At 37.9% G+C, this 26,783-nt stretch carries 21 protein-coding genes and 1 riboswitch; of the genes, 6 read left to right on the forward strand and 15 right to left on the reverse strand.

Features of this window, described 5'->3' with window-relative positions; all coding sequences use genetic code 11:
• From ACYIAJ_RS05535 to clpB, 6 genes are all read right to left on the reverse strand, one after another.
• The coding region (locus tag ACYIAJ_RS05535) for a hypothetical protein (RefSeq protein WP_483564430.1) at nucleotides 1-575 on the reverse strand (575 nt) is incomplete at its 3' end.
• 611 nt (nucleotides 576-1,186) lie between these two features.
• Nucleotides 1,187-2,533, reverse strand: coding sequence for a hypothetical protein (locus tag ACYIAJ_RS05540; RefSeq protein ID WP_483564431.1), 1,347 nt, complete (start codon nucleotides 2,531-2,533; stop codon nucleotides 1,187-1,189).
• Nucleotides 2,534-2,757: 224 nt separating this feature from the next.
• Nucleotides 2,758-2,970: a hypothetical protein gene (locus tag ACYIAJ_RS05545; RefSeq protein ID WP_483564432.1), complete on the reverse strand. Its 213-nt coding sequence runs from the start codon at nucleotides 2,968-2,970 to the stop codon at nucleotides 2,758-2,760.
• Between the two features lie 595 nt (nucleotides 2,971-3,565).
• Nucleotides 3,566-4,951: a hypothetical protein gene (locus ACYIAJ_RS05550; RefSeq protein ID WP_483564433.1), complete on the reverse strand. Its 1,386-nt coding sequence runs from the start codon at nucleotides 4,949-4,951 to the stop codon at nucleotides 3,566-3,568.
• A gap of 780 nt (nucleotides 4,952-5,731) precedes the next feature.
• Nucleotides 5,732-6,328, reverse strand: a complete 597-nt coding sequence (locus ACYIAJ_RS05555) for a hypothetical protein (protein WP_483564434.1) — start codon at nucleotides 6,326-6,328, stop codon at nucleotides 5,732-5,734.
• A 165-nt stretch (nucleotides 6,329-6,493) separates the two neighbouring features.
• The gene (clpB, locus tag ACYIAJ_RS05560) at nucleotides 6,494-9,064 is read right to left on the reverse strand and encodes an ATP-dependent chaperone ClpB (protein ID WP_483564435.1); all 2,571 of its coding nucleotides are present in this window, start codon (nucleotides 9,062-9,064) and stop codon (nucleotides 6,494-6,496) included.
• Nucleotides 9,065-9,349: 285 nt separating this feature from the next.
• Nucleotides 9,350-9,395, forward strand: a riboswitch (PreQ1 riboswitch).
• Between the two features lie 3 nt (nucleotides 9,396-9,398).
• Here clpB and queD point away from each other — a divergent pair.
• Together queD and ACYIAJ_RS05570 are read left to right on the forward strand one after the other, a co-directional pair.
• On the forward strand, nucleotides 9,399-9,827 hold the full coding sequence (gene queD / locus ACYIAJ_RS05565) for a 6-carboxytetrahydropterin synthase QueD (RefSeq protein WP_483564436.1): 429 nt from the start codon (nucleotides 9,399-9,401) through the stop codon (nucleotides 9,825-9,827).
• Nucleotides 9,824-10,438: a 7-carboxy-7-deazaguanine synthase QueE gene (locus ACYIAJ_RS05570; protein ID WP_483564437.1), complete on the forward strand. Its 615-nt coding sequence runs from the start codon at nucleotides 9,824-9,826 to the stop codon at nucleotides 10,436-10,438. The genes queD and ACYIAJ_RS05570 overlap by 4 nt, the downstream gene beginning before the upstream one ends.
• A 165-nt stretch (nucleotides 10,439-10,603) precedes the next feature.
• Here ACYIAJ_RS05570 and ACYIAJ_RS05575 read toward each other — a convergent pair whose 3' ends face one another.
• Complete coding sequence (locus tag ACYIAJ_RS05575; protein ID WP_483564438.1) at nucleotides 10,604-12,016, reverse strand: hypothetical protein; 1,413 nt, start codon at nucleotides 12,014-12,016, stop codon at nucleotides 10,604-10,606.
• An 828-nt stretch (nucleotides 12,017-12,844) separates the two neighbouring features.
• Between ACYIAJ_RS05575 and argS the strand changes: the two genes are divergently transcribed.
• Both argS and pbpC read left to right on the forward strand, forming a co-directional pair.
• Complete coding sequence (argS, locus tag ACYIAJ_RS05580; RefSeq protein WP_483564439.1) at nucleotides 12,845-14,578, forward strand: arginine--tRNA ligase; 1,734 nt, start codon at nucleotides 12,845-12,847, stop codon at nucleotides 14,576-14,578.
• A 76-nt stretch (nucleotides 14,579-14,654) separates the two neighbouring features.
• Complete coding sequence (gene pbpC / locus ACYIAJ_RS05585) at nucleotides 14,655-16,994, forward strand: penicillin-binding protein 1C (RefSeq protein WP_483564440.1); 2,340 nt, start codon at nucleotides 14,655-14,657, stop codon at nucleotides 16,992-16,994.
• Nucleotides 16,995-17,045: 51 nt separating this feature from the next.
• Here pbpC and ACYIAJ_RS05590 read toward each other — a convergent pair whose 3' ends face one another.
• On the reverse strand, nucleotides 17,046-17,336 hold the full coding sequence (locus ACYIAJ_RS05590) for a putative quinol monooxygenase (protein WP_483560082.1): 291 nt from the start codon (nucleotides 17,334-17,336) through the stop codon (nucleotides 17,046-17,048).
• Nucleotides 17,337-17,794: 458 nt separating this feature from the next.
• On the opposite strand from ACYIAJ_RS05590, the gene ACYIAJ_RS05595 reads away from it, so the two are divergent.
• The gene (locus ACYIAJ_RS05595; RefSeq protein ID WP_483564441.1) at nucleotides 17,795-18,811 is read left to right on the forward strand and encodes an amidohydrolase family protein; all 1,017 of its coding nucleotides are present in this window, start codon (nucleotides 17,795-17,797) and stop codon (nucleotides 18,809-18,811) included.
• A 144-nt stretch (nucleotides 18,812-18,955) separates the two neighbouring features.
• On the opposite strand, the gene ACYIAJ_RS05600 is transcribed toward ACYIAJ_RS05595, so the two are convergent.
• The 4 genes from ACYIAJ_RS05600 to rnm form a co-directional block, all read right to left on the reverse strand.
• Nucleotides 18,956-20,344, reverse strand: coding sequence for a hypothetical protein (locus ACYIAJ_RS05600; RefSeq protein WP_483564442.1), 1,389 nt, complete (start codon nucleotides 20,342-20,344; stop codon nucleotides 18,956-18,958).
• 265 nt (nucleotides 20,345-20,609) lie between these two features.
• Entirely contained in the window at nucleotides 20,610-21,602 is a 993-nt protein-coding gene (rluB, locus tag ACYIAJ_RS05605; protein ID WP_483564443.1) for a 23S rRNA pseudouridine(2605) synthase RluB, read from the reverse strand.
• A gap of 81 nt (nucleotides 21,603-21,683) precedes the next feature.
• Nucleotides 21,684-22,304: an L-threonylcarbamoyladenylate synthase gene (locus ACYIAJ_RS05610; RefSeq protein ID WP_483564444.1), complete on the reverse strand. Its 621-nt coding sequence runs from the start codon at nucleotides 22,302-22,304 to the stop codon at nucleotides 21,684-21,686.
• Between the two features lie 91 nt (nucleotides 22,305-22,395).
• Entirely contained in the window at nucleotides 22,396-23,280 is an 885-nt protein-coding gene (gene rnm, locus ACYIAJ_RS05615; RefSeq protein WP_483564445.1) for an RNase RNM, read from the reverse strand.
• A 19-nt stretch (nucleotides 23,281-23,299) separates the two neighbouring features.
• On the opposite strand from rnm, the gene rraB reads away from it, so the two are divergent.
• Nucleotides 23,300-23,695, forward strand: coding sequence for a ribonuclease E inhibitor RraB (rraB, locus tag ACYIAJ_RS05620; RefSeq protein ID WP_483560072.1), 396 nt, complete (start codon nucleotides 23,300-23,302; stop codon nucleotides 23,693-23,695).
• A gap of 207 nt (nucleotides 23,696-23,902) precedes the next feature.
• Here the strand turns inward: rraB and kdsA are convergent, their stop codons facing one another.
• The 3 genes from kdsA to prfA are packed head-to-tail and all read right to left on the reverse strand — an operon-like array spanning nucleotide 23,903 to nucleotide 26,696.
• Nucleotides 23,903-24,757, reverse strand: a complete 855-nt coding sequence (kdsA, locus tag ACYIAJ_RS05625; RefSeq protein ID WP_483560104.1) for a 3-deoxy-8-phosphooctulonate synthase — start codon at nucleotides 24,755-24,757, stop codon at nucleotides 23,903-23,905.
• Nucleotides 24,758-24,777: 20 nt separating this feature from the next.
• On the reverse strand, nucleotides 24,778-25,614 hold the full coding sequence (gene prmC, locus ACYIAJ_RS05630) for a peptide chain release factor N(5)-glutamine methyltransferase (RefSeq protein WP_483560070.1): 837 nt from the start codon (nucleotides 25,612-25,614) through the stop codon (nucleotides 24,778-24,780).
• Complete coding sequence (gene prfA, locus ACYIAJ_RS05635) at nucleotides 25,611-26,696, reverse strand: peptide chain release factor 1 (RefSeq protein ID WP_483560068.1); 1,086 nt, start codon at nucleotides 26,694-26,696, stop codon at nucleotides 25,611-25,613. Before prfA ends, prmC begins: the two co-directional genes overlap by 4 nt.
• Nucleotides 26,697-26,783: the final 87 nt, after the last annotated feature.

The following is a 26,783-nucleotide window of genomic DNA, read 5'->3' on the forward strand; positions in this document are numbered from 1 at the left end:
GATATATACCCCGCTACACCATTTACAGCCGGCTCATCTCCATCATCATCACGCCAATAATTATACCTAGTGACCAAATCACTTATACTCACTGAATTCACTGATGATGGGACTATCATATCTATATGACCCAGAGTATTCCCTACATAAGGTAATCTTATTGGATTTGATACACTTGATGTATTCGTAGACGGCATGATGACTTGGCCATCCTGCAACTTAATAGCCAACAAACTATCCGTTGAAGTAGCCCTTGTTTGGCCACCATCAAACGTTAAATACGGCGCACTACCCTCAATATACCTTGATGTAGACGCCGTTAATGCCATAGAGTACTGTGTATAAGGCAACAAAAACAATGGCACGAAGAACAACAATGATTTAGTTAATCTAAATAATCTAAGTAAGTTTGATAATTTAGATAGAAAAGATAAGCACCTCGATCTCGGTGATAAAAATAAGAATTGAGTCTGATTTAAACTACAGTAAAATTGAAAAAGATTTAGGGCGTAGGTTTGGCCGGTCAGCTGCCAGTTACCAATTGCCAAATAATGGTAGCGCATCTCAGTTATCATGTCAAGTAATCTTTTGTTTTATTTGGTTTTTTACAGTTAACCGCTCAACTAATGAGCATTCCCTTGCTTTAAAGCCGCTTAAATTATAATCGGCTGATTGATAATGGCCACTTTTTTTTGTTAAAATTTTGTAAATTTTTGTTAACGATGAGGTTGAACTATTATTGGTCGGTTTTGGGAAATGGTTTTGGTGGTGTTTTTTTGAATAAAAAAAATCAAAACAAAAAAATTAATAAAATCAATATATTTACCGACCTGTTTTAGTGAAAAATAAGCTTTTTTATTTCGGTGAATGGAATGGATTAGGGTTAGTGGTTTCGGGCGTTTTGACCTTTGGTGTATAAAATAACTATAATGACCACGCCCGAAACCTTTCCGTACTATAAATAGACCGCGAATTTAAACCGCCACAGCGTAATCACTAAGATTTTCAACCACGCTTTCAGCGTTGGCGGCGGGGGGAACGGCGCGATTGTAGCTTCACCGCGACAACGCACCCCTAAGGGAAAATGCTCCCAACTTACACGGGGGCTTTATTCTTTGTTAGATTATCCTCTATTTGCACCATAACCGCCCCCGCGGCCCAAGGATTAAGGACTAAGATATAAAAGCTAAGGTGTGGTACAAAGGCCATAAAGGCTGTAGCCGGCACTGAAGCTGTTAATGTCGCCGAGGTTCCAAGCAACAGTGAAGCTATTGCCACCTGAAGCATCGCTCGTCCAGTAGATGTTGTCACCAAAGCCCGCATCAGCGTAGTTGTAAAGGATGCCCCACTCCGTGAAAAAACCAGCACCTATGTGACGCTTGTAATGATTATTACTAGACGACGGCGTGGCACCTACTGCGCCTCGACACCAAAATCCTGAATGCCAACCAGAACAAACCGCATTAGTTAAATCCTTAACCTCTGGCGCACGATAACCCAAACGACTACACCAAGATATTTGGTCAGACTGACTAGCGTTTTTATTACCCCGATGGATGAACCACTGCTTTAACACAAATCCATATTTAACCACCACATTATTCCTACTATCCCTACCGACTAATTCAAACGTCTGTGGCAAAGGCAACGGAGTAAGCGGACTAGGATTACTTGTATTTATCTGAGTATTATCAGCTCTAGGACCACTTAACTTAACACGTGCGACAACTTTTCCTCTATCAGCACCAGAAATCCATCTATCGCTAGGTGTAACACTTGTCACTGTAGCCGTTACTCCACCACGAGTGACCGGAGACCACGTCAACTGACTTACATCGACTCCACCTATGTCTAAATCAAAATACAATCCATCAGCACCTGTAGTTGGAAAGTTTCGGTCGTAAGATGATGAATCATTTGACTGAGTTAAAAAACCCTTTGTACGAGACCATATGTTAGATAGGCCGGTGAAATCGTCTGTGCCATATTTAAGATTCGGCCTTGCGTAACAAGCAACAGGACTACCATACGGATTGATATAATATGTCACCGTCTGACCGCTAAAATTAGTCCTATTAGGAACCCCGTACCGCGTTTGTAAATAACCATCAGTACTACTTAACATTACCCTATAAGGAGCATTACACATATCCAATACATCACTACGATTAACAGTATTCCCATCCTTATCCGTAAACCATACCGATATACTCCCTGATACACCATTTGCAGCCAGCTCATCTCCATCATCATCACGCCAATAATTATACCTAGTGACTAAATCATTTAAACTCACCCAACTCTCCGATGACGGAACCAATGTCTCTATATCACCCAAAGTACTACCTACATAAGGCAAAACTATTGGAGTTATTGAGCTTGATAGATTGGTTGACGGTGTGAACCTTGTGCCATCCCGCAACTTAATAAACAAGAAGCCATCCGTTGAGGTTGTCCTTGTCCGACCACCGTCAAACGTTAAATATGGCGCACTACCCTCAATATACCTTGATGTAGATGCCGTTAATGCCATAGAACTCTGTGTATATGACAACAAAAACAATGGCACGAAGAACAACAATAATTTAGTTAATCTAAATAATCTAAGTAAGTTTGGTAGTTTAGATAGACAAGGTAAGTGCCTCGGCCTTGTAGATAGCCCTGCCGATAAACTCGGCGAGTTCGCTAAGCTCGATAACTTCGGTGATAAAAATAAGAATTGAGTCTGATTTCGACTACAGTGAAATTGAAAAAGATTTAGAGCATAGGTTTGGCCGGCCAGTTGCCAGTTGCCAGTTGCCAGTTGCCAGTTGCCAGTTGCCAGTTGCCAGTTGCCAGTTGCCAGTTGCCAGTTGCCAGTTGCCAGTTGCCAGTTGCCAGTTGCCAGTTGCCAGTTGCCAGTTGCCAGTTGCCAGTTGCCAGTTGCCAGTTGCCAGTTGCCAAATAATGGTAGCGCATCTCAGTTATCATGTCAAGTAATCTTTTGTTTTATTTATATTTTTACAATTAACCGCTCAACTAATGAGCATTCCCTTGCTTTAAAGCCGCTTAAATTATAATCGGCTGATTAATAATGGCTACTTTTTTTTGTTAAAATTTTGTAAATTTTTGTTAATGGTGAGATTGAGCTATTATTGGTCTGTTTTGAGAAATGGTTTTGGTGGTGTTTTTTGAATAAAAAACACCAAAACAAAAACATTAATAAAATCAATATATTTTCCGATCTGTTTTGGTGAAAAATAAGTTTTTTTATTTCGGTGAATGGAATAGTGGTTTCAGGCGTTTTAACCTTTGGTGTATAAAATAACTATAGTGACCACACCCGAAACCTTTCCGTACTATAAATAAACCACGAATTTAAACCGCCACAGCGTAATCACTAAGATTTCCAACCACGCTTTCAGCGTGGGCGGCGGGGGGCGGCACGATTGTGGCTTCGCAGCAACAGCGCAGCCCTAAGGGGAAATGCCCCAACTTACGCGGGGCTTTATTCTTTGATAGATTATCCTCTATTTGTACCATAACCGCCCCCGCAACCCAAAGATTAAGGACTAAGATATAAAAACTAAGGTGTGGTACAAACAGCATAGTAGTCGTCGAGGTAGTTATGGGTGCCGATGAAGCCGTAGTACGAGTCGACACCGAAGTATTTGCCATCTATTACGTCACTCGTCCAGTAGTAGTCGTTGACGATGCCAGCACCAGGGTAGGGGTACATGCAGCCCCACTCCGTGAAAAACCCAGCACCTATGTGACGCTGGTAATAATTACCAGATGAACGAGGAGTTGCGCCAGAAATAGGAAAAGGACTAGTTCTGACTGAATTGGTTAAATCACTTACCCTAGCAAGACGATAACCCAAACGACTACACCAAGATATTTGATGAGACGGTTGATACTGTTCATAACCCCGATGGACGAACCACTGCTTTAACACAAATCCATACTTCACCTCATTACCACGGCTATCCCTACCCACCAACTCAAAGGTCTGCGGCAAAGATGGTACAGTTAAAGGACTAGGATTTGTTGAACTTATCTGAGAACTATCAGCCCTAGGACCTCTTAACGTTACCCGTGTTACATATTTTGATTTATCAGTAATCCATTCATCTTCGTATGCACCTCGGTTTGGCAGCCTCCAACTCACCGTTGCTCTTATACTACCATTCGTGACAACAGACCACGTCAACTGACTTGCATCAACCCCACCTATATCTAAATCAAAATACAACCCATCAGCACCCGTTGTCGGAAAGTTTCGATCGTAAGATGATGAACTCATTGACTGAACTAAAAAACCCTTAACAGGACTCCATATGTTGGCAGGACCTGCATAGCGAGGCCTATCATGAGGAATGATAGGGTTATTATTAGGAACGATAGTAGTACCACCATATAACAAATTCGGCTGTGCGTAACAAACACGAGGAACACCGTCATACGGATTAATATAATAATCCACCGTAGCCCCACTAAAACTACTACTCCTTGGCACCCCATACTGAGTAGTTAAACTTCCTTCTGTACTTACTAACCTTACCCTATAAGGAGCATTACATATATCCAATGCATCACTACGATTAACAGTATTGCCATCCTTATCCGTAAACGATACCGATATATTCCCCGATGAGGTAACACCACTTGTACCCTGTCCATCTCCATCATCATCTCCCCAATTACCCTGAACAACCAAATCATTTATACTAATTGAACTCTGTGACGACGGAACGACCATTTCTATATGACCTAAGTTACTCCCCACATACGGCAATATTATTGGATTTGCTGAACTTGATGGATTAGTTGATGGCGTAATAACTCGACCATCCTGTAACCTAATAGACAACAAACTGTCTGTGTCTGTTACCTTTGTCCGACCCCCATCAAAGGTTAAATATGGAGGAGTACCCTCAATATACTTTGATGTATATGTCGTTAATGCCATAGAGCCCTGTGTATATGATAATAAGAACAATGCCACGAAGAACAATGCGGATGTTGATAATAACGAGAATTTAGATAACAATTTGGAAATCGGCGATAGCCTTACCGATAAACTCGACGAGTTCAATAAGCTCGATAACTGCAACTTTGATACCCCAAAAGATACACCGAGTAATTACAATGCATAACAACCTACCTTTTAAATAAATTTTTTATGGGAATTTCAGGATTGTCACTTAACAATAAGGACTTTTGTCCGGACGAAAGATTGTATTCTGCCACAAAATAAAGAACAGCTTATTTTTGTAAAATTTTGTTAAGCGCATAAGGTTGAGCTTTGGTGGTGTGTTTTGGGGAATGGTTTTAGTGATGTTTTTTGAATAAAAAAACCAAATAAAATTTAATAAAATTAATGCCTTTTTAACCGATTTTTTGGTGATTGAATAGTTGTTATTAAAGTGCTCTATTCGTGGTTTTGTTGATTTGCTATATGCTGGCGCTTTGTTTAGGCTGTGTAAGTGATTGATTTAGCTTAAAAACATCAAAATAAAAACTTGAATAAAATCAATACCTTTTCTGACCACTTTTTGGATGATTAAATGGCAATTATTAAGGCGTTTTGTCCATAGTTTGACCTATTGTTAGAAAGCGGCACTTTGTCTAGATTGTATAAGCGATTAATTTTTCATTAAAATAATAAAAAATACCATTAAATTAATGCCATAAATATTTTCTATTGGTGGTTTTCTTTTCTTACTCTATTTATATTTTTATACAAACGTTACTTTCTTGCATAAATCTTTTTTTCTGAATCAGGAACCGGTTCGCCAACTTCCCTTGCAATTAATTCAAATTTGTTTTCGATGACATTTTTATAAAAGATATCAATAAACTGTTGAAAAGCTAGAAAGTTATCTTTGATTTCGGTGCTTGATGATGGTTTTTGTTCAATAGAAAAATCAAGTATTGTGTCTTTATCGCCAATATTTTCAATATTTAATTTGATACGGATACAATCCAATTTAATAGAGTCAAGAGTATGGATAAAGAAGATGTGGATTCGTTGTAGTGGGATTACCGTTGTTGGTCGTATTTCAGATGATAGGGTTAGGTTGTGTTCATCAATGCTGATTTGTAGATTTTCTTGCTGTTTTTTTACTGTAAGATAAAAGCCTAATCGAAAAGCCGCCGCGGTGATTATGAGATACCCAACACAGATGCCTACTGGCACCATCCAATTTTTTGAAGTACAAGTTAATAGAAGATAAATAAAAATTGCTGTTGGTATGATAAACACAAATAGAAGAAATAACATTTGGATAAAAGTGGAAAAGCCTTTATCTGCAGCGTGCACGGTAAATTTGTAGTTATGGTTCATTAGACACCTAAATATCCTATCCTGATTTTTTTAATTATAAATTAAAGCAATTGTTTTTTATATAAAAAATTAAAGTTATTTTTATTTTCAGACGGTTGTTATGGTGTTTATTTTAGTGGCATAAAAAAACCGACCACAAAGGCCGGTTTGTTGTTTGATGGTTAATTACTGTTTAGCTTCGATGTTGTCGCCAACTAAATCTAGATGAATGGTTTTACCCGGAACTAGTTTGCCAGACAGTATTTGCTGTGCCAATGGGTTTTCGATCTCTTGTTGGATCGCTCGTTTTAGTGGTCTTGCTCCATAAATTGGGTCGAAGCCGACTTTAGCAAGTTGTTCCAACGCCGCATCCGAGATATCCAATTGGTAACCACGTTCATCTAAACGTTTTTCAACATGTGCTAATTGAATTTTTGCAATCGCTTTGATATTTTCTTGACCGAGTGGATGGAAGACCACTGTTTCGTCAATACGATTGATAAATTCTGGTCTAAAGTGTTTAGCAACGACTGTCATCACTAGCGCTTTCATTTCGTCATAACTTAACTCAACTTGACCTTGAATTAGATCAGAGCCTAAGTTTGATGTCATAATTATGACGGTATTACGAAAATCAACCGTGCGACCTTGGCCATCGGTTAAGCGTCCATCATCCAGAACTTGCAGTAAGATATTAAAGACATCTGGATGCGCTTTTTCGACTTCGTCAAGTAAAATAACTGAATAAGGTCGACGTCTAACTGCTTCTGTTAAGTATCCACCTTCTTCATAACCAACATAACCCGGAGGTGCACCAATTAAGCGAGCAACAGAGTGTTTTTCCATAAACTCTGACATATCTATACGCACCATAGCATCTTCGCTATCAAACATAAAGTTAGCCAGTGATTTGCAAAGCTCGGTTTTACCTACCCCTGTTGGTCCTAAGAATAGGAACGATCCAATTGGTCTATTTGGATCAGAAAGCCCTGCTCGGCTACGGCGAATCGCATTAGCAACCGCTAATACCGCTTCATTTTGGCCAATGACACGTTTATGCAAAGCATCTTCCATATGTAATAGTTTGTCTTTTTCGCTCTCAAGCATTCTAGAAACCGGAATACCTGTCGCTTTAGATAGCACTTCGGCAATTTCGTTATCGGTCACTTTGTTACGCAATAACTTCATGGTTTTGCCTTCTAACTGAGTTGCTGAAGCCAGTTTCTTTTCGAGCTCTGGGATTTTGCCGTATTGTAATTCAGACATTTTGCTCAAGTCGCCAGCTCGACGTGCTTGCTCTATTTCAGTACGCGCTTTTTCTAGCTCAGCTTTGATGCTTTGCGTGCCCGAAACAGCTGCCTTTTCTGATTTCCATTCTTCTTCAAGTGATGCATATTCCTTTTCTTTTTCAGAAAGTTCATCGTTTAACATCTCAAGTCGTTTTTTACTGGCATCGTCAGACTCTTTTTTAAGCGCTTGTTGTTCAAGTTTAAGTTGAATTATGCGCCTTTCAAGTCGATCTAAAGATTCTGGTTTGGAATCCATTTGCATACGAATGCTTGATGCAGCTTCGTCAATTAAGTCAATTGCCTTGTCAGGTAACATGCGATCTGAAATATAACGATGCGATAGCGTTGCCGCAGCCACAATTGCCGGATCGGTAATTTGTACATGGTGATGCAGTTCATAACGTTCTTTTAATCCACGCAAAATAGCAATAGTATCTTCAACTGTTGGCTCGGCAACATAGACTTTTTGGAAACGACGTTCTAATGCCGGATCTTTTTCGATATATTGACGATATTCATCAAGCGTTGTTGCGCCCACGCAGTGCAATTCTCCACGCGCTAATGCAGGTTTTAGCATATTACCGGCATCCATTGCACCATCGCTTTTACCTGCACCAACCATGGTATGGATTTCGTCGATGAACAATATAATGCGACCTTCTTCTTTTGCTAAGTCTTTAAGCACGGCTTTTAACCGTTCTTCAAATTCACCACGATATTTAGCGCCCGCAATTAATGCACCCATGTCTAATGATAACACACGTTTATTCCGCAATCCTTCAGGTACTTCGCGGTTAACAATACGTTGAGCTAAACCTTCCACAATGGCGGTTTTACCCACGCCTGGTTCACCAATTAATACCGGATTATTTTTAGTACGGCGTTGTAATACCTGAATTGTTCGGCGAATTTCTTCATCACGACCAATAACAGGATCAAGCTTACCTTGTTCTGCTCGTTGAGTTAAATCAATGGTATATTTTTTAAGTGCACCACGTTGATCTTCTGCATTAGGGTCGTTCACGTTATCGCTACCTCTTACTTGATTGACTGCTTGGCTAAATTTGTCTTTATTGACGCCTGATCTTTTAAGAATATCACTTAAGCTACCTTTGTCTTCTAAAGCAGCTAATATAAAGAGTTCTGATGATATATAACTATCGCCATTTTTTTGGGATAATTTGTCGCATAGATTTAATACACGAACAAACTCTTGCGATGGCATAACATCGCCCCCCACACCTTGAACTTGGGGTAATCGATCAACGGCTTGCGTTAATTCTTGTTGTAAAACAGCGACATTTGCACCAGCAGTAGTCAATAATGGCGTTACACTGCTACCTTCTTGCTTAAGCATGGCTAATAGTACATGCACAGGCTCTATATATTGATTGTCCTTACCTAACGCCATTGACTGCGCATCAGCTAAAGCTTGTTGAAACTTGTTTGTTAATTTATCTAACCTCATAGTATTTATCTCCTGAGCAATAGATTTGGATTCAATGCTTAACACATTCAACCCATTTGCATGTGATCTAAATGTGTGTTGCAATCTAAATTTCAAGAGTAAATCCACAATATTTTTTATAAAATTTATGTAGCAAGATCAGCAAGTATTTAAAGCTTCACTAGCGTCAAAAATAAAGGTCACCGCAATTCAATCAATTACCACTCAATGTTGTTTTAATAAAACTTGCAAGATGACAACTCAGCTTTTATCTATTATATTAGCGCCTTTATTTTGTTAGGTTAGCTAACCGTGGTTCGTAACCCATCCCACGTAAAAAAACTAGGAATATAAAATGTTTAAAATAGCTAAAGAGTTTCAATTTGACGCCTGTCATATGCTAGATGGGCACAATAAAAAGTGCCACAATCTGCATGGTCATACTTATCGCTTATTAGTCGAAATTAGCGGTGACCTTATCGATAATGGTTCAAGTCAAGACATGGTCATGGATTATGCTGATCTAAAAATGATTGTTAAACAGCATATTATTGATCCACTGGATCACGCTTATCTTTACAACCAAAATAACCCAAATGAGCGCCGTATCGCCACATTACTACAAGAAATGGAGCGCAAAATTTTTGCCTTTCCATGCCGAACTACTGCCGAAGGAATGAGCAAATTTATCTTTGATCGCCTGTCTCAATATTTGCCTGTTTCGATGATCAAATTATGGGAAACGCCAACTTCGTATTGTGAATATCATCGGAGCCCAAAATGATCGAATTTCGCATCGTTGAAATCTTCGAATCTTTACAGGGCGAAGGTTATAATACAGGCATGCCTGCTGTTTTTATCCGTTTTGCTGGGTGCAATTTAAATTGTGCTTGGTGTGATACTAATTTCCGCCAATTTACCCGGTTTACGTTAGATACACTGCTTGCTAAAGTGAGTGAATATAACAGCAAAAACATTATCATTACTGGCGGCGAACCCACTATGGTTAAAGCATTACCTCAATTGCTTGTACCATTAAAAAATGCGGGTTATTTTATTGCCATTGAAAGTAATGGACTTGGCAAAGTTGATCCGCTTATAGATTATATAGCTCTTAGCCCTAAGTTTTGTTATCAGTCACGCTATCAAAAAATAGCACAACCTACTGCCAATGAAGTGCGGATTGTTGCCGAAAATCATGCTGATTTTATCCCTTTTTGCCAATATATCGAAACTCAAATTCACGCCAAACGCTATTACCTTTCACCGTGCGAAAAAGATGGTGCGTTTAATATGTTTGAAACCATTGAACTATTGGGGAAAATCAACAAAGATCGCTTTGATAATAAATGGCTTTTGAGTGTGCAAAGCCATAAGTTTGCGAATATTGATTAGTCTTTTAAATTGAAGGAAACGGTTTTGCTATTAAATAGCAAAACCGCTTGGCGTGCATTTTTAACTACTTAGCACGCCAACTGTGCGGGGTGCTGGTCTTTGTTAGATTGTCCTTTATCTACACCATCCCCCATGGCCTAAGTACTAAGGATTAAGGAATAAAAGCTAAGGTACTACGCAAACAGCCGAGCCTCTTCCCGCGTTGGACATGGCGAATGAAAAGCTACCGTTGTTCGGGGCGACAAACGTGTTGACGTAGTATGAGCGACCTTCTGCAAGCTCACTTACAATGTACCTTGTTTCGGAGAAGCCAGCACCGGCGTAATCATACATGATGCCCCACTCCGTGAAAAATCCTGCACCTATTCGACGCCTGTAATAATTACTACCTGAACTAAGACTTGCGCCACAAGCATTAGGTCGTGGGCCATTTTTACACGCATTAGTCAAATCACGGCCCTTAACAAAACGATACCCCAAACCTCCACACCAAGTTAATACATTATAATGCTCCCCACTCTGACCACCGACAAACCACTTCTGTAATTTAAACCCATATTTAACCACATTACCAAGACCATCCCTACCCACTAACTCAAATGTCTGCGGTAAATTTGGCTTACTAAGTGGACCAGGATTAGCTGACTGTTTTTGAGCATCACTTGCTCTAGGACCATGTAATGTTACCCTCGTTACATGCCAGTTTTTATCTCTAATCCAATTATCACTACTGTTTGGTCTTACCCATTCTACTGTAGCTGTTATCCCACCACGCGAGACCGGAGACCACGTCAACTGACTTCCATCTACTCCTCTAGGCAAATCTAAATCAAAATACAATCCATCTGCACCCGTTGTCGGAAAATTTTGGTCGTAAGATAATGGATTCGTTGACTGAGTTAAAAAACCCTCTGTAGGACTCCATATGTTAGCTGAGTCGGCGTAACGAGGACTGTCGTTAGAAACAATACCAGTTGTGCCACCCAACAACAAATTCGGCCTTACGTGACAAATAACTGAACCACTATACGGTTCGACATAATACGTCACTGTACCACCACTATAATTGGTTCTATTAGGAATTCCGTACGGTGTTTGTAAATAACCCCCTGTACTATTTAAGGTTACCCTATAAGGAGCCTTACATTTATTTAATGCAACAGAAGGAGCTACTGTACGACCATCCTTATCAGTAAAACTCACCGATATACTCCCTCCTGATGCCGTTGCAGTAACTAGACCTCGCCCATTTCCATTACTCCATCCATCTCCATCATCATCATCCCAATTTATATATCTACTCACTAAATCACTAAAACTCACTGAACTAGCTGGTGATGGAACTACCGTTCTTATATTATCCAAACCACTCGCTATTGGTAATATTATCGGATTTGTCGCACTTGATGTATTAGTCGATGGCGTGATTACTCGACCATCACTCAACTTAATAGACAATAAAATATCCGTTGAAGTTACCTTAATCTGACTCCCATCATACGTAAAATATGGCGCACTACCTTCGATTACTCTTGATGTATGCGCAGTTAATGCAAAAGAAACCTGCGTATATGACAATAAGAAAAATGCCACGAAGACCAACGAGGACGCAAAGCTCGATAACTTTGATGATAAAAATAAGAACTGTGTCTGATTTCGACTACGGTGAAATTGAAAAAGATTTAGGGCGTAAGTTTGGCAGGCCAGATGCCAGATGCCAGATGCCGATTATGATAGCGCATTTCGATTATCCTGTCAAGTAAATTTTTGTTTTATTTCAGTTTTTTATAATTGACTGCTCAATTAGAGAGCATTTCATTGCTTTAAAAGCGCTTGAATTATAACCGTTTGAGTAATAATGCGCTACTTTTTTTGTTAAATATTTGTAAAATTTTATTAATTACGAGGATTAAGCTTTTGGTGGCGTGTCTTGGAAAACGGTTTTGGTGGTGTTTTTTGACTAAAAACCACCAAATAAAAACTTAAATAAAATCAATACCTTTTCTGACCGATTTTTGATGAAAAATAACCTACCCTTTTTGTTTTGGTGGGTAGAATGGTTTGGCTATGGGGAGGGCGAACGTTTGTTGTTTGGATGTTCAAAATAGTTATAATGAGCACGTCTTCGTTAGGAAATTATGACAAATTCTATAACTCAGATATGGTTGATAGAGTTATTTTAATCACTAAAACTACAAACACGCAAAATTTCTACACTAACTACATGCTATTACCCCAAACAACCCTCCCAAATTTCAGATAAAACTGTCAGAAAACATATTGATTTTATTTTAGTTTTTTATTTTGTTTTTAAATAAAAAAAATATTCCATCACATCCAATCAGTGACAATTCGTCACTTTCTCGGTATAATATTAGCCATTTTAGAAAATAGATTAGGTTTAGTGTGAATATTCAACAATTATTAACGCAACGTGTTTCGCAAGCGATGATTATGGCGGGTGCAGATAAAAACTGCGACGCTCTAATTAAGCAATCAGCTAAAGCACAATTTGGTGATTACCAAGCGAATGGCATTATGGCTGTTGCCAAAAAACTCGGAATGCCGCCTCGGGAGCTTGCTCAAGCGGTTTTACAACATTTAGATATTGACGATATCGCCGAAAAAGTTGAAATTGCAGGTCCAGGCTTTATCAATATCTTTTTAAAAAATAGCTGGATTGCTAAGCAAAATGAAGTTGCTTTAGGTAGTAATAAACTCAATATTACTTTACCAACCAAGCCACAAACCATTGTGGTTGATTATTCTGCACCTAATGTCGCCAAAGAGATGCATGTCGGGCACTTGCGTTCAACCATTATTGGTGATGCTAGCGTTCGCGTTTTATCGTTTTTAGGGCATAACGTTATTCGTGCCAATCATGTTGGTGATTGGGGAACACAATTTGGTATGTTAATTGCCTATCTTGAAAAGATGCAAAATGAGCATGCCAATGATATGGCGCTATCTGATTTAGAATCCTTCTACCGCTCTGCCAAAAAACATTATGACGAAGACGAAGTGTTTGCCGAAAAAGCCCGTAATTATGTAGTAAAACTACAAGGCGGTGATGAGTATTGTCGCGATATGTGGCGTAAGTTGGTTGATATTACCATGACGCAAAATATTGCCACTTATAAACGTTTAAATGTTACGTTATCGCTTGAAGACACCATGGGCGAAAGCATCTATAACAGTATGCTACCGAGTATTGTTGCCGATTTAAAACAAAAAGGGCTAGCCGTTGAAAGCGAAGGCGCGATTGTTGTGTTTTTAGATGAGTATAAAAACAAAGAAGGTGAGCCGATGGGTGTTATCATCCAAAAACGGGATGGTGGTTATCTTTACGCTACAACCGATATTGCTTGCGCAAAATACCGTTACGAAACGTTACACGCTGATCGTATTCTTTATTATACTGACTCTCGCCAACATCAGCATTTGGAGCAAGTTTGGACAATTATTCATAAAGCCAAGTATGTGCCAGAATCATTAAAACTTGAGCACCATATGTTTGGCATGATGCTAGGTAAAGATGGTAAGCCATTTAAAACACGTTCTGGCGATACTGTTAAATTAAATGATTTGCTAGACGAGGCTTGTGAACGTGCGACAACATTAATTCGTAGCAAAAATCCTGACTTAACTGAAAGCGAGCTTGCCGAAATCGTCGATGCAGTGGCTATCGGTGCAGTTAAATATGCCGATCTTTCTAAAAATCGCACCACCGATTATGTTTTTGATTGGGATAATATGTTGTCATTTGAAGGCAATACCGCACCTTATTTACAATATGCTTATACCCGTGTGTTATCAATATTTAAAAAATCAAATATTGCCGAAGACAGCTTAACAGGTAATATTAGTTTAGAAACCGATAAAGAGCGTGCCTTAGCAACTCGTTTAATTCAATTTGACGAAACAATTTCAACCGTAGCAAGGGAAGGTACGCCGCATGTACTTTGTGCTTATCTTTATGAAATCGCGACGCTGTTTTCAAGTTTTTATGAAAACTGCCCTATTTTAACAGCCGACAGCGAAAGCTTGAAGCAAAGCCGCTTGAAATTGGCTTGTTTAACAGCGAAAACACTGAAAATTGGTCTTGATATGTTAGGTATTAAGACGGTTGAAAAAATGTAAGTAAACTGCCACCGATGTGAATGCATGGGTGGCAGTTTTTGCTAACATGCCTAGCATTTTGGACTATTAACTAAATATGATCAGGTTTATTGTTCGTCATCAAAATAAGTTAATGGCTTTGTTGCTGTTATTTATTACAATTTTTGCTATTCGTTTATATCCACATCCCCCACTTTCAGAATCACTAAGCTTTTCAAAGCGCTATTATGATGACAGTGACCAGTTAATTCGCATGACATTAGCCAATGATGATCGTTATCGTTTATGGACGCCTTTAGAAGATATTTCGCCCGATATTGTTAATGGCTTGTTACTGCACGAAGATCAGTGGTTTTATTATCATATTGGTGTTAATCCATTTAGTTTGATGCGCGCTTTTGGCGCAACTTATTTGACTGGAGGCAATCGTCAAGGCGCATCCACAATCACCATGCAACTGGCACGCATGCATTGGCGGTTAAATACTAGAACTATTGGTGGTAAATTGCATCAAATAGCTAGAGCAATTCAGTTAGAACTGATGTATTCCAAGCATGATATTTTAGAGGCTTATTTAAATTATGCGCCTTTTGGACGCAATATTGAAAGCGTTGGCGCCGCATCATTTATTTACTTTAATAAACCACCTGCGCAAGTTAATTTGCCCGAAGCATTAACGCTGGTGGTTTTACCTCAATCCCCAACCTATCGGGTTGATCGTAAAACAGGATTTGCAGGTAAAGCATTAGTTAAAGCAAGAAATCAATTATTTGATCGTTGGCAAGAAAAATATCATGTTGATAGCCATATTGCGGCGCTTTTTTCGCAAAAGTTGGTTTTACGTCAACCAGAACAAGTGCCCTTTGTGGCGCCCCATTTTGTGAATCAAATCATTCACCAGAAAAACGACCAAACCCAAGAAGTCAAAACCACATTAGACAGCAATCTGCAAAAAATCATCCATCGTCAAGTCAACGCGTTCATCGAGCGCAATCGTTTGAAAGGCATTAATAATGCCTCTGTGATTTTGGTTGATACCCAAACAATGAAGGTTAAAGCGCTGATCGGATCGGCTAATTATTTTGATAATTCAATTCAAGGTCAAGTGAACGGTACACTTGCCAAACGTTCACCCGGCTCTACGCTTAAACCGTTTATTTATGCGCTTGGCATTGATCAAGGTGTTTTGCATCCCCGTACCATTTTAAAAGATGTAGCAACCGATTTTGGTTCATACACCCCCGAAAATTTTGATCGCAACTTTCGTGGTCCTATTTCGGCTACCGATGCGTTAATTCATAGCCGTAATATTCCTGCGGTATGGGTTGCATCAAAATTGAATAATCCCACTTTTTACCAATTTTTAGTCAACGCCCATATCCAAAAGCTCGCCGATGAAGCGCATTATGGCTTGTCTTTAGTGTTGGGGGGCGGTGAAGTGAGCCAGCAAGAATTAGTCGGCTTATATGCCATGCTAGCTAATGAGGGACGCTGGCAACCACTACAATTTACCGAATCAGAAACACTTCCCGAACCGGAAAAGTTGTTAAGCCCACAAGCGGCATTTATGACTATCGATATGTTAAAACAAAATACCCGTCCACAAGATGTGCTGAGCAAAATGCAAAAAAATGTAGTCCCTGTTGCTTGGAAGACGGGTACTTCATGGGGCTTTCGTGATGCTTGGACTGCAGGGACTTTTGGACACTATGCTATGGTGGTTTGGCTTGGCAATTTTGATGGTAGTGGTAATAATGCCTTTGTAGGTGTCGATGCTGCCACACCACTCTTTTTCAATATCGTTGATAGTATTAATGCTTATTATCCTAACGTGCGTTCCCCTAATCGTCCATTACCGCCAAATTTAAAACGCATTGATATTTGCCTAACCAGTGGCAATTTACTGACCCAATGGTGTAAAGCAAAAGGTAAAACGTGGTTTATTCCTGGGGTTTCTCCTATTAATCCTGATACTATTTTCAGACCTGTTATGGTCGATAATCAAACAGGTAAAGCGGTTTGTCCACCTTATGATTTAACGACATCTCACTTAGCTGTTTTTGAATATTGGCCGTCCGATTTAGCCGCTATTTTTGCTAAAGCAGGTATCCCGAAAAAAGTGCCACCCTCAACAAAACATTGCCGTTCATCACAAAATTATGTAGGTGAACCACCCAAAATAACTTCACCACTCAAAAATGTGGTTTATCAATTTAGAACAACAAAACAAAAAAATGAACAAATTAGTTTTACCGCTAATAGTGATGGCGATGTTAAAACACTTTATTGGTTTGTCAATGACAGTTTTATTGGGCAAACCGATCCCCGAAAGGCAATTAGCTGGATCCCAACACAAAGCGGAACGTTCAAAATATTAGTGCTTGATGACTTGGGGCGAAGTGATTCACGAAGTGTAAAAATCGAACTCTTTGATTAATAAACATGATAGTTAACCTGAAGTCACTAACTATCATAATCAACTTTTAAGCTACATGATTTGTTTAACTATATTAATTTCTAACCCATCAACGTGATCTTTAGCAAAGTTGGCAAATTCGACAAAATGAGGCGTTGTATTGTGAAAATCAATGGCCTGTTGTGAAGCCCATGTTTCGATCACAACAAAAATATTAGGGTTATCAATACTTTGATTAAGTTCATAGCGCACGCAACCTGCTTCGGCTCTACTACCTGCGACTAATCGTTTAAATATTGGTTGAAATGCATCATAAAATTCTGGTTTAACGGTGATTGTGGCAACGATATTTAATTGGCTCATGTTAACTATCCTATATTTCAAAATAATTGGTTAGCACAGTATACGCTTGGTATTACGAATAATCCAAAGCAGAATAATGAGATAAATAATCTCATTTTTGTGACGCTCAATTATTATTATTAAATAACAAGTTATCATTTAATTTTTTATTTTATGGATAATTTGTATTTATTGAACGCTTTTTTGTTAGTAGAAAATCTAAAAAATAATACTTTAACCATTTCATTTATTTATATATTTTATCAATTATAGTACTTGCTATTAAAAATATTTTGGTTAGAATTTCTGCAATTTTTAATCGATAAGGTATAAGCGCAATGAACACTTGTAAATCAATAATCCTAATCACTAAAATTATTGATATTACTTTTATCCTCCTTTTTGGGGGATTTTTTTTGCCTATTGCGCTCGATTTTATCCACTTTATTTAAAATGATTGCATTGTAGAGGCACACATTATGATTGAACATAAAAACATGTTATTAACCACAAGAGACCAAAGTTTAAAAGCCTATTTAATGAATAAAATTAAACAAAATGGCGGATGGGTTAATGCTCATATGCATGCCGATCGTGCTTTTACTATTTCGGTTGATAGTTTTGATGTCTATCAAAAACAGACCTTAATTGAAAAATGGGATACATTAGATAAAGTCAAAGCATCAATGAGCGAAGATGATTACTATCGCCATTTTAGTATGGCGGTTGAACGGATGATTGAGCAAGGGGTGAGTGCAATGGGATCGTTTGTTGATATTGACCCTATCGCTCAAGAACGGGCAATTAGAGGGGCGTTAAGAGCACGCGAAACCTATAAAAATGACATCACTATAAAATTAGTCAATCAGACACTTAAAGGCGTTATCGATAAAGAAGCTCGTTATTGGTTCGATAAAGGCGCTGATTTAGTTGATATTATTGGTGGTTTACCACGTCGTGATGAGCGCGATCATGGTGAAGGAATGGGACTGAAACATCTTGATGTGCTAATGCAAACAGGTAAATCATTAGGAAAAATGGTGCATGTACATGTTGACCAGTTTAATTCTCAAGATGAGATCGAAACGGAACAGCTTACCGATAAAACCCTTGAACATGGTATGCATGGTCGCGTTGTTGCTATTCATAGCATTTCGATCACAGCCCACAGTTTAGAATATCGCCAAAAACTCTATAAAAAAATGAAAGAAGCAAAAATGATGATAATTGCCTGCCCATTTGCTTGGATCGATAGCCCACGCCGTGAAGAACAAGGCCCTACTCGTAACTCACTCACCCCCGTAGATGAACTAGCTGCTGCTGGTATTCCTGTTGCTATTGGTACTGATAACGTGAGTGACTATATGTTACCATTTTCAACTGGTAATATGTGGGAAGAACTTAAATTGTTAGTGACCGGATGTCGTTATACTGATTTAGATAATGTAATTAATGTAGCAACAAAAAATGGACGAATGGTGCTTGGGCTTGAATAGTTAATCACCTATCTTAAATAAAAATCCCACAAACAATAAATAATGTTGTTTGTGGGATTTTATTTTTGCTGTGCATATAAATATTATGCACACTGATGTAATTAGATTATCTTTTCTAAAAATTTAAATATAAACTTTAATTAGTTATAAATATGAAAGATCTCTAATAATATCGTCAAACCGTGATTTTAGTTCGGTTAATTGCTGTTCTTTTGCTGCTTGAAGCAAGCTATCTTTAGTTTTCAACACTCCTTCACTATGGTTGCGCAAATTAGAGGGCACATTACCAGAATAGATATAATCATGTTTTGCCGATGTTTGAACAATGTCAAATTTTTTATTGTAACTATAAGCACCATGGACATCAATTTCAGTGGTCAAGGTTAATTTATTGCTATGCGTCACCGTTTTTAAATTAAATTGCTGATCTTTGTAGGTTTTAACTTGCTTTTTATTGCCGTTTTCGTCAGACACTTCAACAAATTTATCAAAGACTTGTTCGGTTTTGGTTTCATTGTTAACAGACTCCCCAAGATCAGAAAATTCAACGTTTGTCGTAATGCGGATTGTGACATCTGCCTGACTTGGTTGATAAGCAATGAATTCTATAAAGTCCTTACTTAATGTATCTAATACAAAAGATTTTAATTCTAAAGAATTATAATAAACTTTAATTTTTCCTTTTTTTGTATAATTATTTGCTTGTGAATCTGCATCGCGAAAAGATCCGTATTGACGATAAGTAGAAGCAGCCGAGGCGTAATATTTAGCAATTTCACGAAATTGATAACGATGCGTTGCAGTCTTTTCTAGTTGTTTTGCTTGTTCATAAGCATTTTCTGCTTGTTGAGTACAGTATTTTCTATCATTATCAATAGAAAGTTTATCACTATCTTTGTACTTGCCAAGCGGTTTATATACCTCCGAGGCATTACTAAATGCATCCGCAGCAGCCTTATAATTACCTTGCTGTTCGAACATTTTTCCTTGATCATAATACTCTTTAGCCGCAAGTTGCATATATTTTTTATTGGCGTTTTTGTACAAGCTTTCAATATTTTTATAGTTATATTGTTCAAGCCCTTTTCCATATAAATCGGCTCTTATTCTGTAACTTTCACTGTCGGTGCCAGTGATTGAATTGCCATAATTGTAGTACTCTTTAGCAATAGTTTGTTGTAATTGAGTCACGTCATATTTGTTATCGAAAAAACTGATTTCTTGGCTATAAAAACGATCAGTTAATCGCATTTTCATGGCTAATAGGTTTTCGTAGCATTTTATTCGTGTGGCATAATCCGAGTTATTGGTGTTTAAAAGGCTTGTTTCATAATGTTGCATGACATTACTGACTATATTTTGCAGCCGTTGTATATCTTGTTTTCCAAATTCTGCAGGGCCTTTATCCTCAATACTGTCACCCAATAGGTTGATACTTTCTAAATATTTTCCTTCTTTATAAGCATCTTCTGCTGTACGTGTATGACAAGCAGTTAATAAAAACATAAAAAAAACAGCTATGATTATACGCATAATTTTCCTTTCAATTCATTTTAGTTTTGTGCTCGTTCATCTATTTATTATGATGAAAACTGTTTTAATTGAGCTTAATTAATAAGCTGGTTGATGAGTTTATTATAAATTCGCTCTAATTTATTAACTTTTTTTGCTAAAGTTGAACCATAAATTAATCACCCTTTTATTTGATGAGTGATGTTATTTTGGGTATGAATAGAGATAAATTATGCGTTATACAAACACCCTTAAATAAGTTTTTTATTTAAGGGTGCTATGAAGGTTATTTTCGAGTTGCTTTTTGGCGAGTGTTTTTAGTATGCTGATTAAATTTAATACGTTTAGGTCTTACTACTCGTTTGTCAGAAGGCGAACTTGTTGTAAAGCTTTTGGCTTCTGGCGGTAAACCAACTAGTTCACGTAAGTAATTGACTGAGTCAATACCCAGTTCCATCCAAGTTCCACGCGATAATCCTTTGGGTAAAGTGATATTACCATAACGAATACGCAATAATCGGCTAACTTGCACCTCGATAGCTTCCCACATACGGCGCACTTCGCGATTACGTCCTTCAGTTATCACAACATTAAACCATTGGTTAAGCCCATCGCCACCTTGTGCTTTTATTGATTGAAACGAGGCTGGACCATCTTCTAGTTGTATTCCTTTACGAAGTTGATTAATCTGCTGATCAGTCACATTACCAAATACACGCACAGCATATTCGCGCTCAATTTCGTGCCTTGGATGCATTAAGCGATTAGCTAATTCACCATCTGTTGTAAATAATAATAAACCCGATGTATTAATATCAAGCCTGCCAATATTTATCCAACGAGCATTTTTTAATCTAGGCAAACGTTCAAAAACAGTAGCCCGACCTTGTGGATCATGACGAGAGCAAATTTCACCTTCTGGTTTGTAATAAGCAAGCACGCGACAAATTTCTTTTTCTTTGCTTCTAAGTTGAACCAAATGTCCGTTGATACGTATTTTAGGGTTTGCATTCACATCTACGCGATCACCTAAAGTGGCAATTTTACCGTCTACACTGATTTTACCTGCCATAATCATGGCTTCAATTTCGCGGCGAGATCCATTGCCTAAATTGGCTAAGACTTTTTGTAGTTTTTCAGTATTATCATATGTCGAAGTTTTGCGTGTCACATTTGGTGTACTTGGTGCTTTCGTTTTTTCATAAGATTGACTTTCTTTAGCTTTAATACTATTTATGTTTTTGCCTCGTTGTGGGAATGCAGATTTGCTATTTTTCATATTATCCTCGCTGTTACCTTCTCAGGTATCATTTTTCTCTTCACTTTATTGTCTGAATGTTGGCAATAAAAAAACGGTCATTTATTCGAATGGTTTAGTGTCTCCACTTCCTTGACGAATAATTTCTGGATAGTCATTTGTTAAATCAATTACGGTGGTTGGTTGCTCACCTATATAGCCTCCGTGCACAATCGCATCAAGCTGATGACCGATTTTATCTTCTATTTCGTCGGGATCGGATTGCGCTTGATCATCATCAGGTAAAATTAACGTTGCAGTCATTAATGGTTGCCCTAATAATTCAAGCAATGCTAAATCAATTTTATTATCTGGAATACGTAGCCCAATGGTTTTACGTTTTTCGTTCATTAATCGACGGGGTACGTCTTTACTGGCTTGTAAAATAAACACATATTTACCTGGTGTATTATTTTTTAATAATCGAAAAGTCGTGTTGTCAACAAAAGCATAGCAAGATAACTCTGAAAGATCACGGCACATTAAAGTAAAATTGTGATTTTTATCCAGCTGACGAATTTGGCAAATGCGATCAACGCCATGTTTGTTATCCAGTAAGCAACCCAACGAATACCCAGAATCAGTCGGAAAAGCGATAACTCCACCGTTATTTAATATTTTAACAACTTGATCTAATAATCGCGTTTGGGGATTATCTGGATGAATATAAAAAATTTGGCTCATAATTTTCTTCTATATCAATTTTTAGTGTTGAGTTGAATACCATCAATATTTGGGTAAAACATAAATATAAGGCCATTTAATACTAATTTATTTAGCATTGCCAATTATGCCAAATTGGTGTAACACTACCTGGTAATGGCGTTGTTTTACCTAAATCTAAATAATTAACTAAATCATGAAAATCTGAACCTTGCGATGCTAACATGTCAAATTCATTGGCTAATTTAGCTAATCGATGTAAATCATCTTGCGTTTGCCTGCTTTGCGAAACCTCAATTGCATCGCCACCACAAGCTTTAAATTCACTCAATAATGATTTTAATTTTGTTAAGGTTAGATCATAACGACTTGGATGTGCAAGCACCGCTTGCCCTCCTGCCATGTGAATCGCTTTAACCGCATCAGTAATGCTGCACCATGTTGCAGGCACATAAGCATAACCACCTTTACCTAGGTACTTTTTAAATGCGCGTTTGATGTCCTTAACATAGCCGTTAGCAACTAAAAATCTTGCAAAATGAGCACGTGAAACAATGTCACCTTTAGCAAATTGTTGTGCTTGTTGATAAGCATTTTCAATACTAACCTTTGCCAATTTTTGGCTTATTGCCAACGCCCGATTAATTCTGCCTTGCTCTTGCGATGATAACAAGTTCAATAATTGAGTATGCTCAATATCAATATTTAATCCCACAATATGAATTTCGTTATTCTTCCAAGCCGTAGATATTTCAACACCGCAAACTAATTTAACAGGCAAATTTTCATTAGCAATTGTTTGTTGAGCTTCAGGTAAGCCTTTAACGGTGTCATGATCGGTAATGGCCAAAAGATCAACTTGGTTATCCACTGCCCTTTTGACAAGATCGCTCGGCGTTAAAACACCATCCGATGCTGTAGTATGAGAATGTAAATCAACAATCACTTTTTTCTCGAAAATTATTTTTAAACGTGTAATATACCACACAATTTGCATGACCACTAAAAGGTATATTATGAAAGATCAAATTCTTCTTGCTCAGCAAGACACTAGCGCTATTATCGAAGAACTGTTAGAAGATGGTAGCGATCCTCATGCGCTTTATATCATTGAACACCACGTTTCATCACAAAATTTTGATAAATTAGAAAAAGTAGCAGTAGAAGCCTATAAATTAGGTTATGAAGCAACCGATCCCGATGAAGATGTCGATGATGCAGGCAACGTTGTTATCGCTTTTGATATCGTTACAGAAAGTCCGCTTAAAGCTGAATTAATTAATGCGCAAATTGCAGAAATAATCAAGCTTACTACCCAATTTGGCGTTAATTATGATGGTTGGGGTACTTATTTTGAAGATGGAAGTGATGATGACTTTGATGAAGTTGAACTTATGGAGACACTTCATTAAATATTATTAATTCTCTTTCTGATGTTTTATTTTTATCAAGTAAACGGATAAAAATATTTTATTTTCAACCTAAAGTTATTTCAGTTCTTCTATGCTGTTAGCATTTTTTTAGTTTGCTGATATAAAAAGAGAAATAGTTCACATTTCTCTTTTTGTTAATATCTTTATTTACAATAAAACCAAATAACTTTTAAGAAACTTTTAAAGTTAATTTTCAGTATCAATTTCATCAAAGCTTTTTACTAGCTCATCAATGGCTTTCATCTGTTTTAAGAAAGGTTCAAGTTTATCAAGTGGTAATGCTGATGGGCCATCGCATTTTGCATGGTTCGGATCTGGATGTGATTCTAAAAATAACCCAGCTATACCAATAGCCATACCAGATCGCGCAAGTTCAGTCACTTGACCACGACGCCCTCCAGATGCGGCACCCATTGGATCACGACACTGCAAGGCATGAGTAACATCAAAAATAACTGGTGAACCTTTGCTTGCTTTTTTCATAATGTTAAAGCCAAGCATATCAACCACTAAGTTGTCATAACCAAAACAACTGCCCCGATCGCAAAGAATGATTTGATCATTGCCTGCTTCTTCAAATTTCTCAACAATATTACCCATTTGCCCAGGACTGACAAATTGAGGTTTTTTGACATTAATAACTGCGCCGGTTTTTGCCATTGCAACAACGAGATCAGTTTGCCTTGCTAAAAAGGCCGGTAATTGAATCACATCAACCACATCAGCAACGGGTTGACATTGCGCTTCGGTATGGACATCGGTAATAATTTTAATGCCAAACTGTTGTTTAAGCTCTTGGAAGATTTTAAGCCCTTCTTCTAAGCCAGGTCCACGATAAGAATGGATTGATGAGCGGTTCGCTTTATCAAAAGACGCTTTAAAAATATAAGGAATATTCAGTTTATTGGTAACGGTGACATAATGCTCACAGATTTTCATTGCTAAATCACGAGACTCAAGTACATTCATACCACCAAATAGTACAAAGGGTAGATCATTAGCGACAGTAATATCGCCAACGTTTACTTTTTTTTGCTGCATCATAAATAAAATTTTCCTAGTTAAGGTTTGAACCAGCGACCAAGTGTGACTCGATCATTACCACTATAGTCGGTGAAAGTTTCAACTAATTGAAATCCGTGTTGTTTAAAAATGGTTTGCACTGCTTCACCTTGTTTCCAACCGTGTTCTATTAGTAACCAACCATATTGGTGTAAATGCTTAGTTGCACCTTTTACAATTAGTTTAATATCAGCTAAACCACCATCTTCAGAAACTAGTGCACTTCTTGGCTCATAACGCACATCACCTTGTGATAAGTGGATATCTGTTAGCTCAATGTAAGGAGGATTACTGACAATCATTGAAAACTTGCGGTTTTTTATTGGTTTATACCAATCCCCTTGTAAAAAATAAACATTATTTACCCCAATTTGGGTTGCATTTTGTTGAGCTAAAATCAACGCATCTTTATTTTTTTCAATTGCGGTAAATAAACAGTCTTGACGCTCAGTTGCCATGGCGATAACTATTGCACCGGTACCCGTACCAAGATCCAACACTTCGCATGGCACTTTAGGTAGATACTCTAAACCTAATTCAACTAATTTTTCAGTATCGGGTCTAGGGATTAATGTAGCGTTAGAGACATTAAACTTTAAAGACCAAAACTCTTTTTCGCCAGTAATATAAGCGATGGGCTCACCATTTTGCCTACGTTTTAAACATTCAGATAAAGCAATTAACTCATCATCAGTAAGCAATGTTTCACTAAATGCCATTAAAAATGTTCGCGTTTTTTGCGTAACAAAACTCAGCAAAATTTCAGCATCACGCTTTGGACTTTCACTATCAGTTAAAGTTTGAGATGCACTCTTAAGCCATTGTAAATAGGTCATTCATCTTGTTCCGATAAAGCAGCTAGCTGATCTGCTTGATATTCTTGTACAATTGGATCGATTAGCATCTCTAATTTCCCTTCCATTACTTCGTCTAACCGATAAAGAGTTAGGTTAATTCGATGATCAGTAACTCGACCTTGAGGATAGTTATATGTTCTAATTCTATCTGAGCGATCACCTGAACCTAATAAATTACGTCTTGTCGAGGCTTCTTCTTGTTGACGCTTGCGTAACTCCGCATCTTGAATACGCGCAGCCAATACAGACATCGCTTTGGCTCTATTTTTATGTTGGGAACGTTCGTCTTGACATTCAACAACAATACCTGTTGGTAAGTGAGTAATCCGAATAGCTGAATCCGTAGTATTAACATGCTGACCACCGGCACCAGATGAGCGGTATGTGTCAATTTTTAAATCAGCAGGGTTAATTTCAGGCATTTCGGCCTCAGGAACTTCTGGCAAAACAGCAACGGTACAAGCTGAAGTATGAATACGACCTTGCGATTCAGTTTCTGGTACGCGCTGAACTCGGTGTCCACCTGATTCAAACTTCAAATGACCATAAACACCATCACCACTTACTAACATAATAACTTCTTTATAACCACCATGTTCGCCATCATTTGCACTCATAATTTCAACGCGCCAATTTCGTGATTCAGCATAGCGTGTATACATTCGAGCTAAATCACCAGCAAAAATAGCAGCTTCATCACCGCCCGTTCCGGCTCTAACTTCCACAAAGCAGTTGTAATCGTCATTTGGATCTTTCGGTAGTAATAGCACTTGTAATTGTGTTTCTTGTTCTTCAATTCGGCTTAATGCTTCGTTTAGTTCCTCTTGTGCCATTTCACTCATTTCAGGATCGGATAGCATCATTTTAGCTGTCTCAATATCCTCTTGTGTTTGCTTCCAATCGGTAAAACACTTAACAACACCAGTTAATTGTGAATACTCTTTAGACAGTGTACGAAAGCGATTTTGATCGGCAATAATCGAAGCATCAGACAATAATGCTTGAACCTCTTCATAACGCTCTTGTAGCGCTTCTAACTTACTGATAATTGAAGGTTTCATAAAAATATATTTTTATAGAGATTAGTTGAATTTGCTAGGCATTATATACTTAATTGCTTTGAAAATACAGTTTCGGATTGTTGCTAA

It is taken from the genome of Gilliamella sp. X-46 (assembly GCF_057063525.1).

Excerpts from the sequence above, each read along its gene's own strand:
- ACYIAJ_RS05540 (WP_483564431.1), bottom strand. The coding sequence starts at position 2,533 with ATGGCATTAACGGCATCTACATCAAGGTATATTGAGGGTAGTGCGCCA.
- ACYIAJ_RS05545 (WP_483564432.1), bottom strand. The coding sequence starts at position 2,970 with ATGATAACTGAGATGCGCTACCATTATTTGGCAACTGGCAACTGGCAA.
- ACYIAJ_RS05550 (WP_483564433.1), bottom strand. The coding sequence starts at position 4,951 with ATGGCATTAACGACATATACATCAAAGTATATTGAGGGTACTCCTCCA.
- ACYIAJ_RS05555 (WP_483564434.1), bottom strand. The coding sequence starts at position 6,328 with ATGAACCATAACTACAAATTTACCGTGCACGCTGCAGATAAAGGCTTT.
- clpB (WP_483564435.1), bottom strand. The coding sequence starts at position 9,064 with ATGAGGTTAGATAAATTAACAAACAAGTTTCAACAAGCTTTAGCTGAT.
- queD (WP_483564436.1), top strand. The coding sequence starts at position 9,399 with ATGTTTAAAATAGCTAAAGAGTTTCAATTTGACGCCTGTCATATGCTA.
- ACYIAJ_RS05570 (WP_483564437.1), top strand. The coding sequence starts at position 9,824 with ATGATCGAATTTCGCATCGTTGAAATCTTCGAATCTTTACAGGGCGAA.
- pbpC (WP_483564440.1), top strand. The coding sequence starts at position 14,655 with ATGATCAGGTTTATTGTTCGTCATCAAAATAAGTTAATGGCTTTGTTG.
- ACYIAJ_RS05590 (WP_483560082.1), bottom strand. The coding sequence starts at position 17,336 with ATGAGCCAATTAAATATCGTTGCCACAATCACCGTTAAACCAGAATTT.
- ACYIAJ_RS05595 (WP_483564441.1), top strand. The coding sequence starts at position 17,795 with ATGATTGAACATAAAAACATGTTATTAACCACAAGAGACCAAAGTTTA.
- ACYIAJ_RS05600 (WP_483564442.1), bottom strand. The coding sequence starts at position 20,344 with ATGCGTATAATCATAGCTGTTTTTTTTATGTTTTTATTAACTGCTTGT.
- rluB (WP_483564443.1), bottom strand. The coding sequence starts at position 21,602 with ATGAAAAATAGCAAATCTGCATTCCCACAACGAGGCAAAAACATAAAT.
- ACYIAJ_RS05610 (WP_483564444.1), bottom strand. The coding sequence starts at position 22,304 with ATGAGCCAAATTTTTTATATTCATCCAGATAATCCCCAAACGCGATTA.
- rnm (WP_483564445.1), bottom strand. The coding sequence starts at position 23,280 with ATGCAAATTGTGTGGTATATTACACGTTTAAAAATAATTTTCGAGAAA.
- rraB (WP_483560072.1), top strand. The coding sequence starts at position 23,300 with ATGAAAGATCAAATTCTTCTTGCTCAGCAAGACACTAGCGCTATTATC.
- kdsA (WP_483560104.1), bottom strand. The coding sequence starts at position 24,757 with ATGCAGCAAAAAAAAGTAAACGTTGGCGATATTACTGTCGCTAATGAT.
- prmC (WP_483560070.1), bottom strand. The coding sequence starts at position 25,614 with ATGACCTATTTACAATGGCTTAAGAGTGCATCTCAAACTTTAACTGAT.
- prfA (WP_483560068.1), bottom strand. The coding sequence starts at position 26,696 with ATGAAACCTTCAATTATCAGTAAGTTAGAAGCGCTACAAGAGCGTTAT.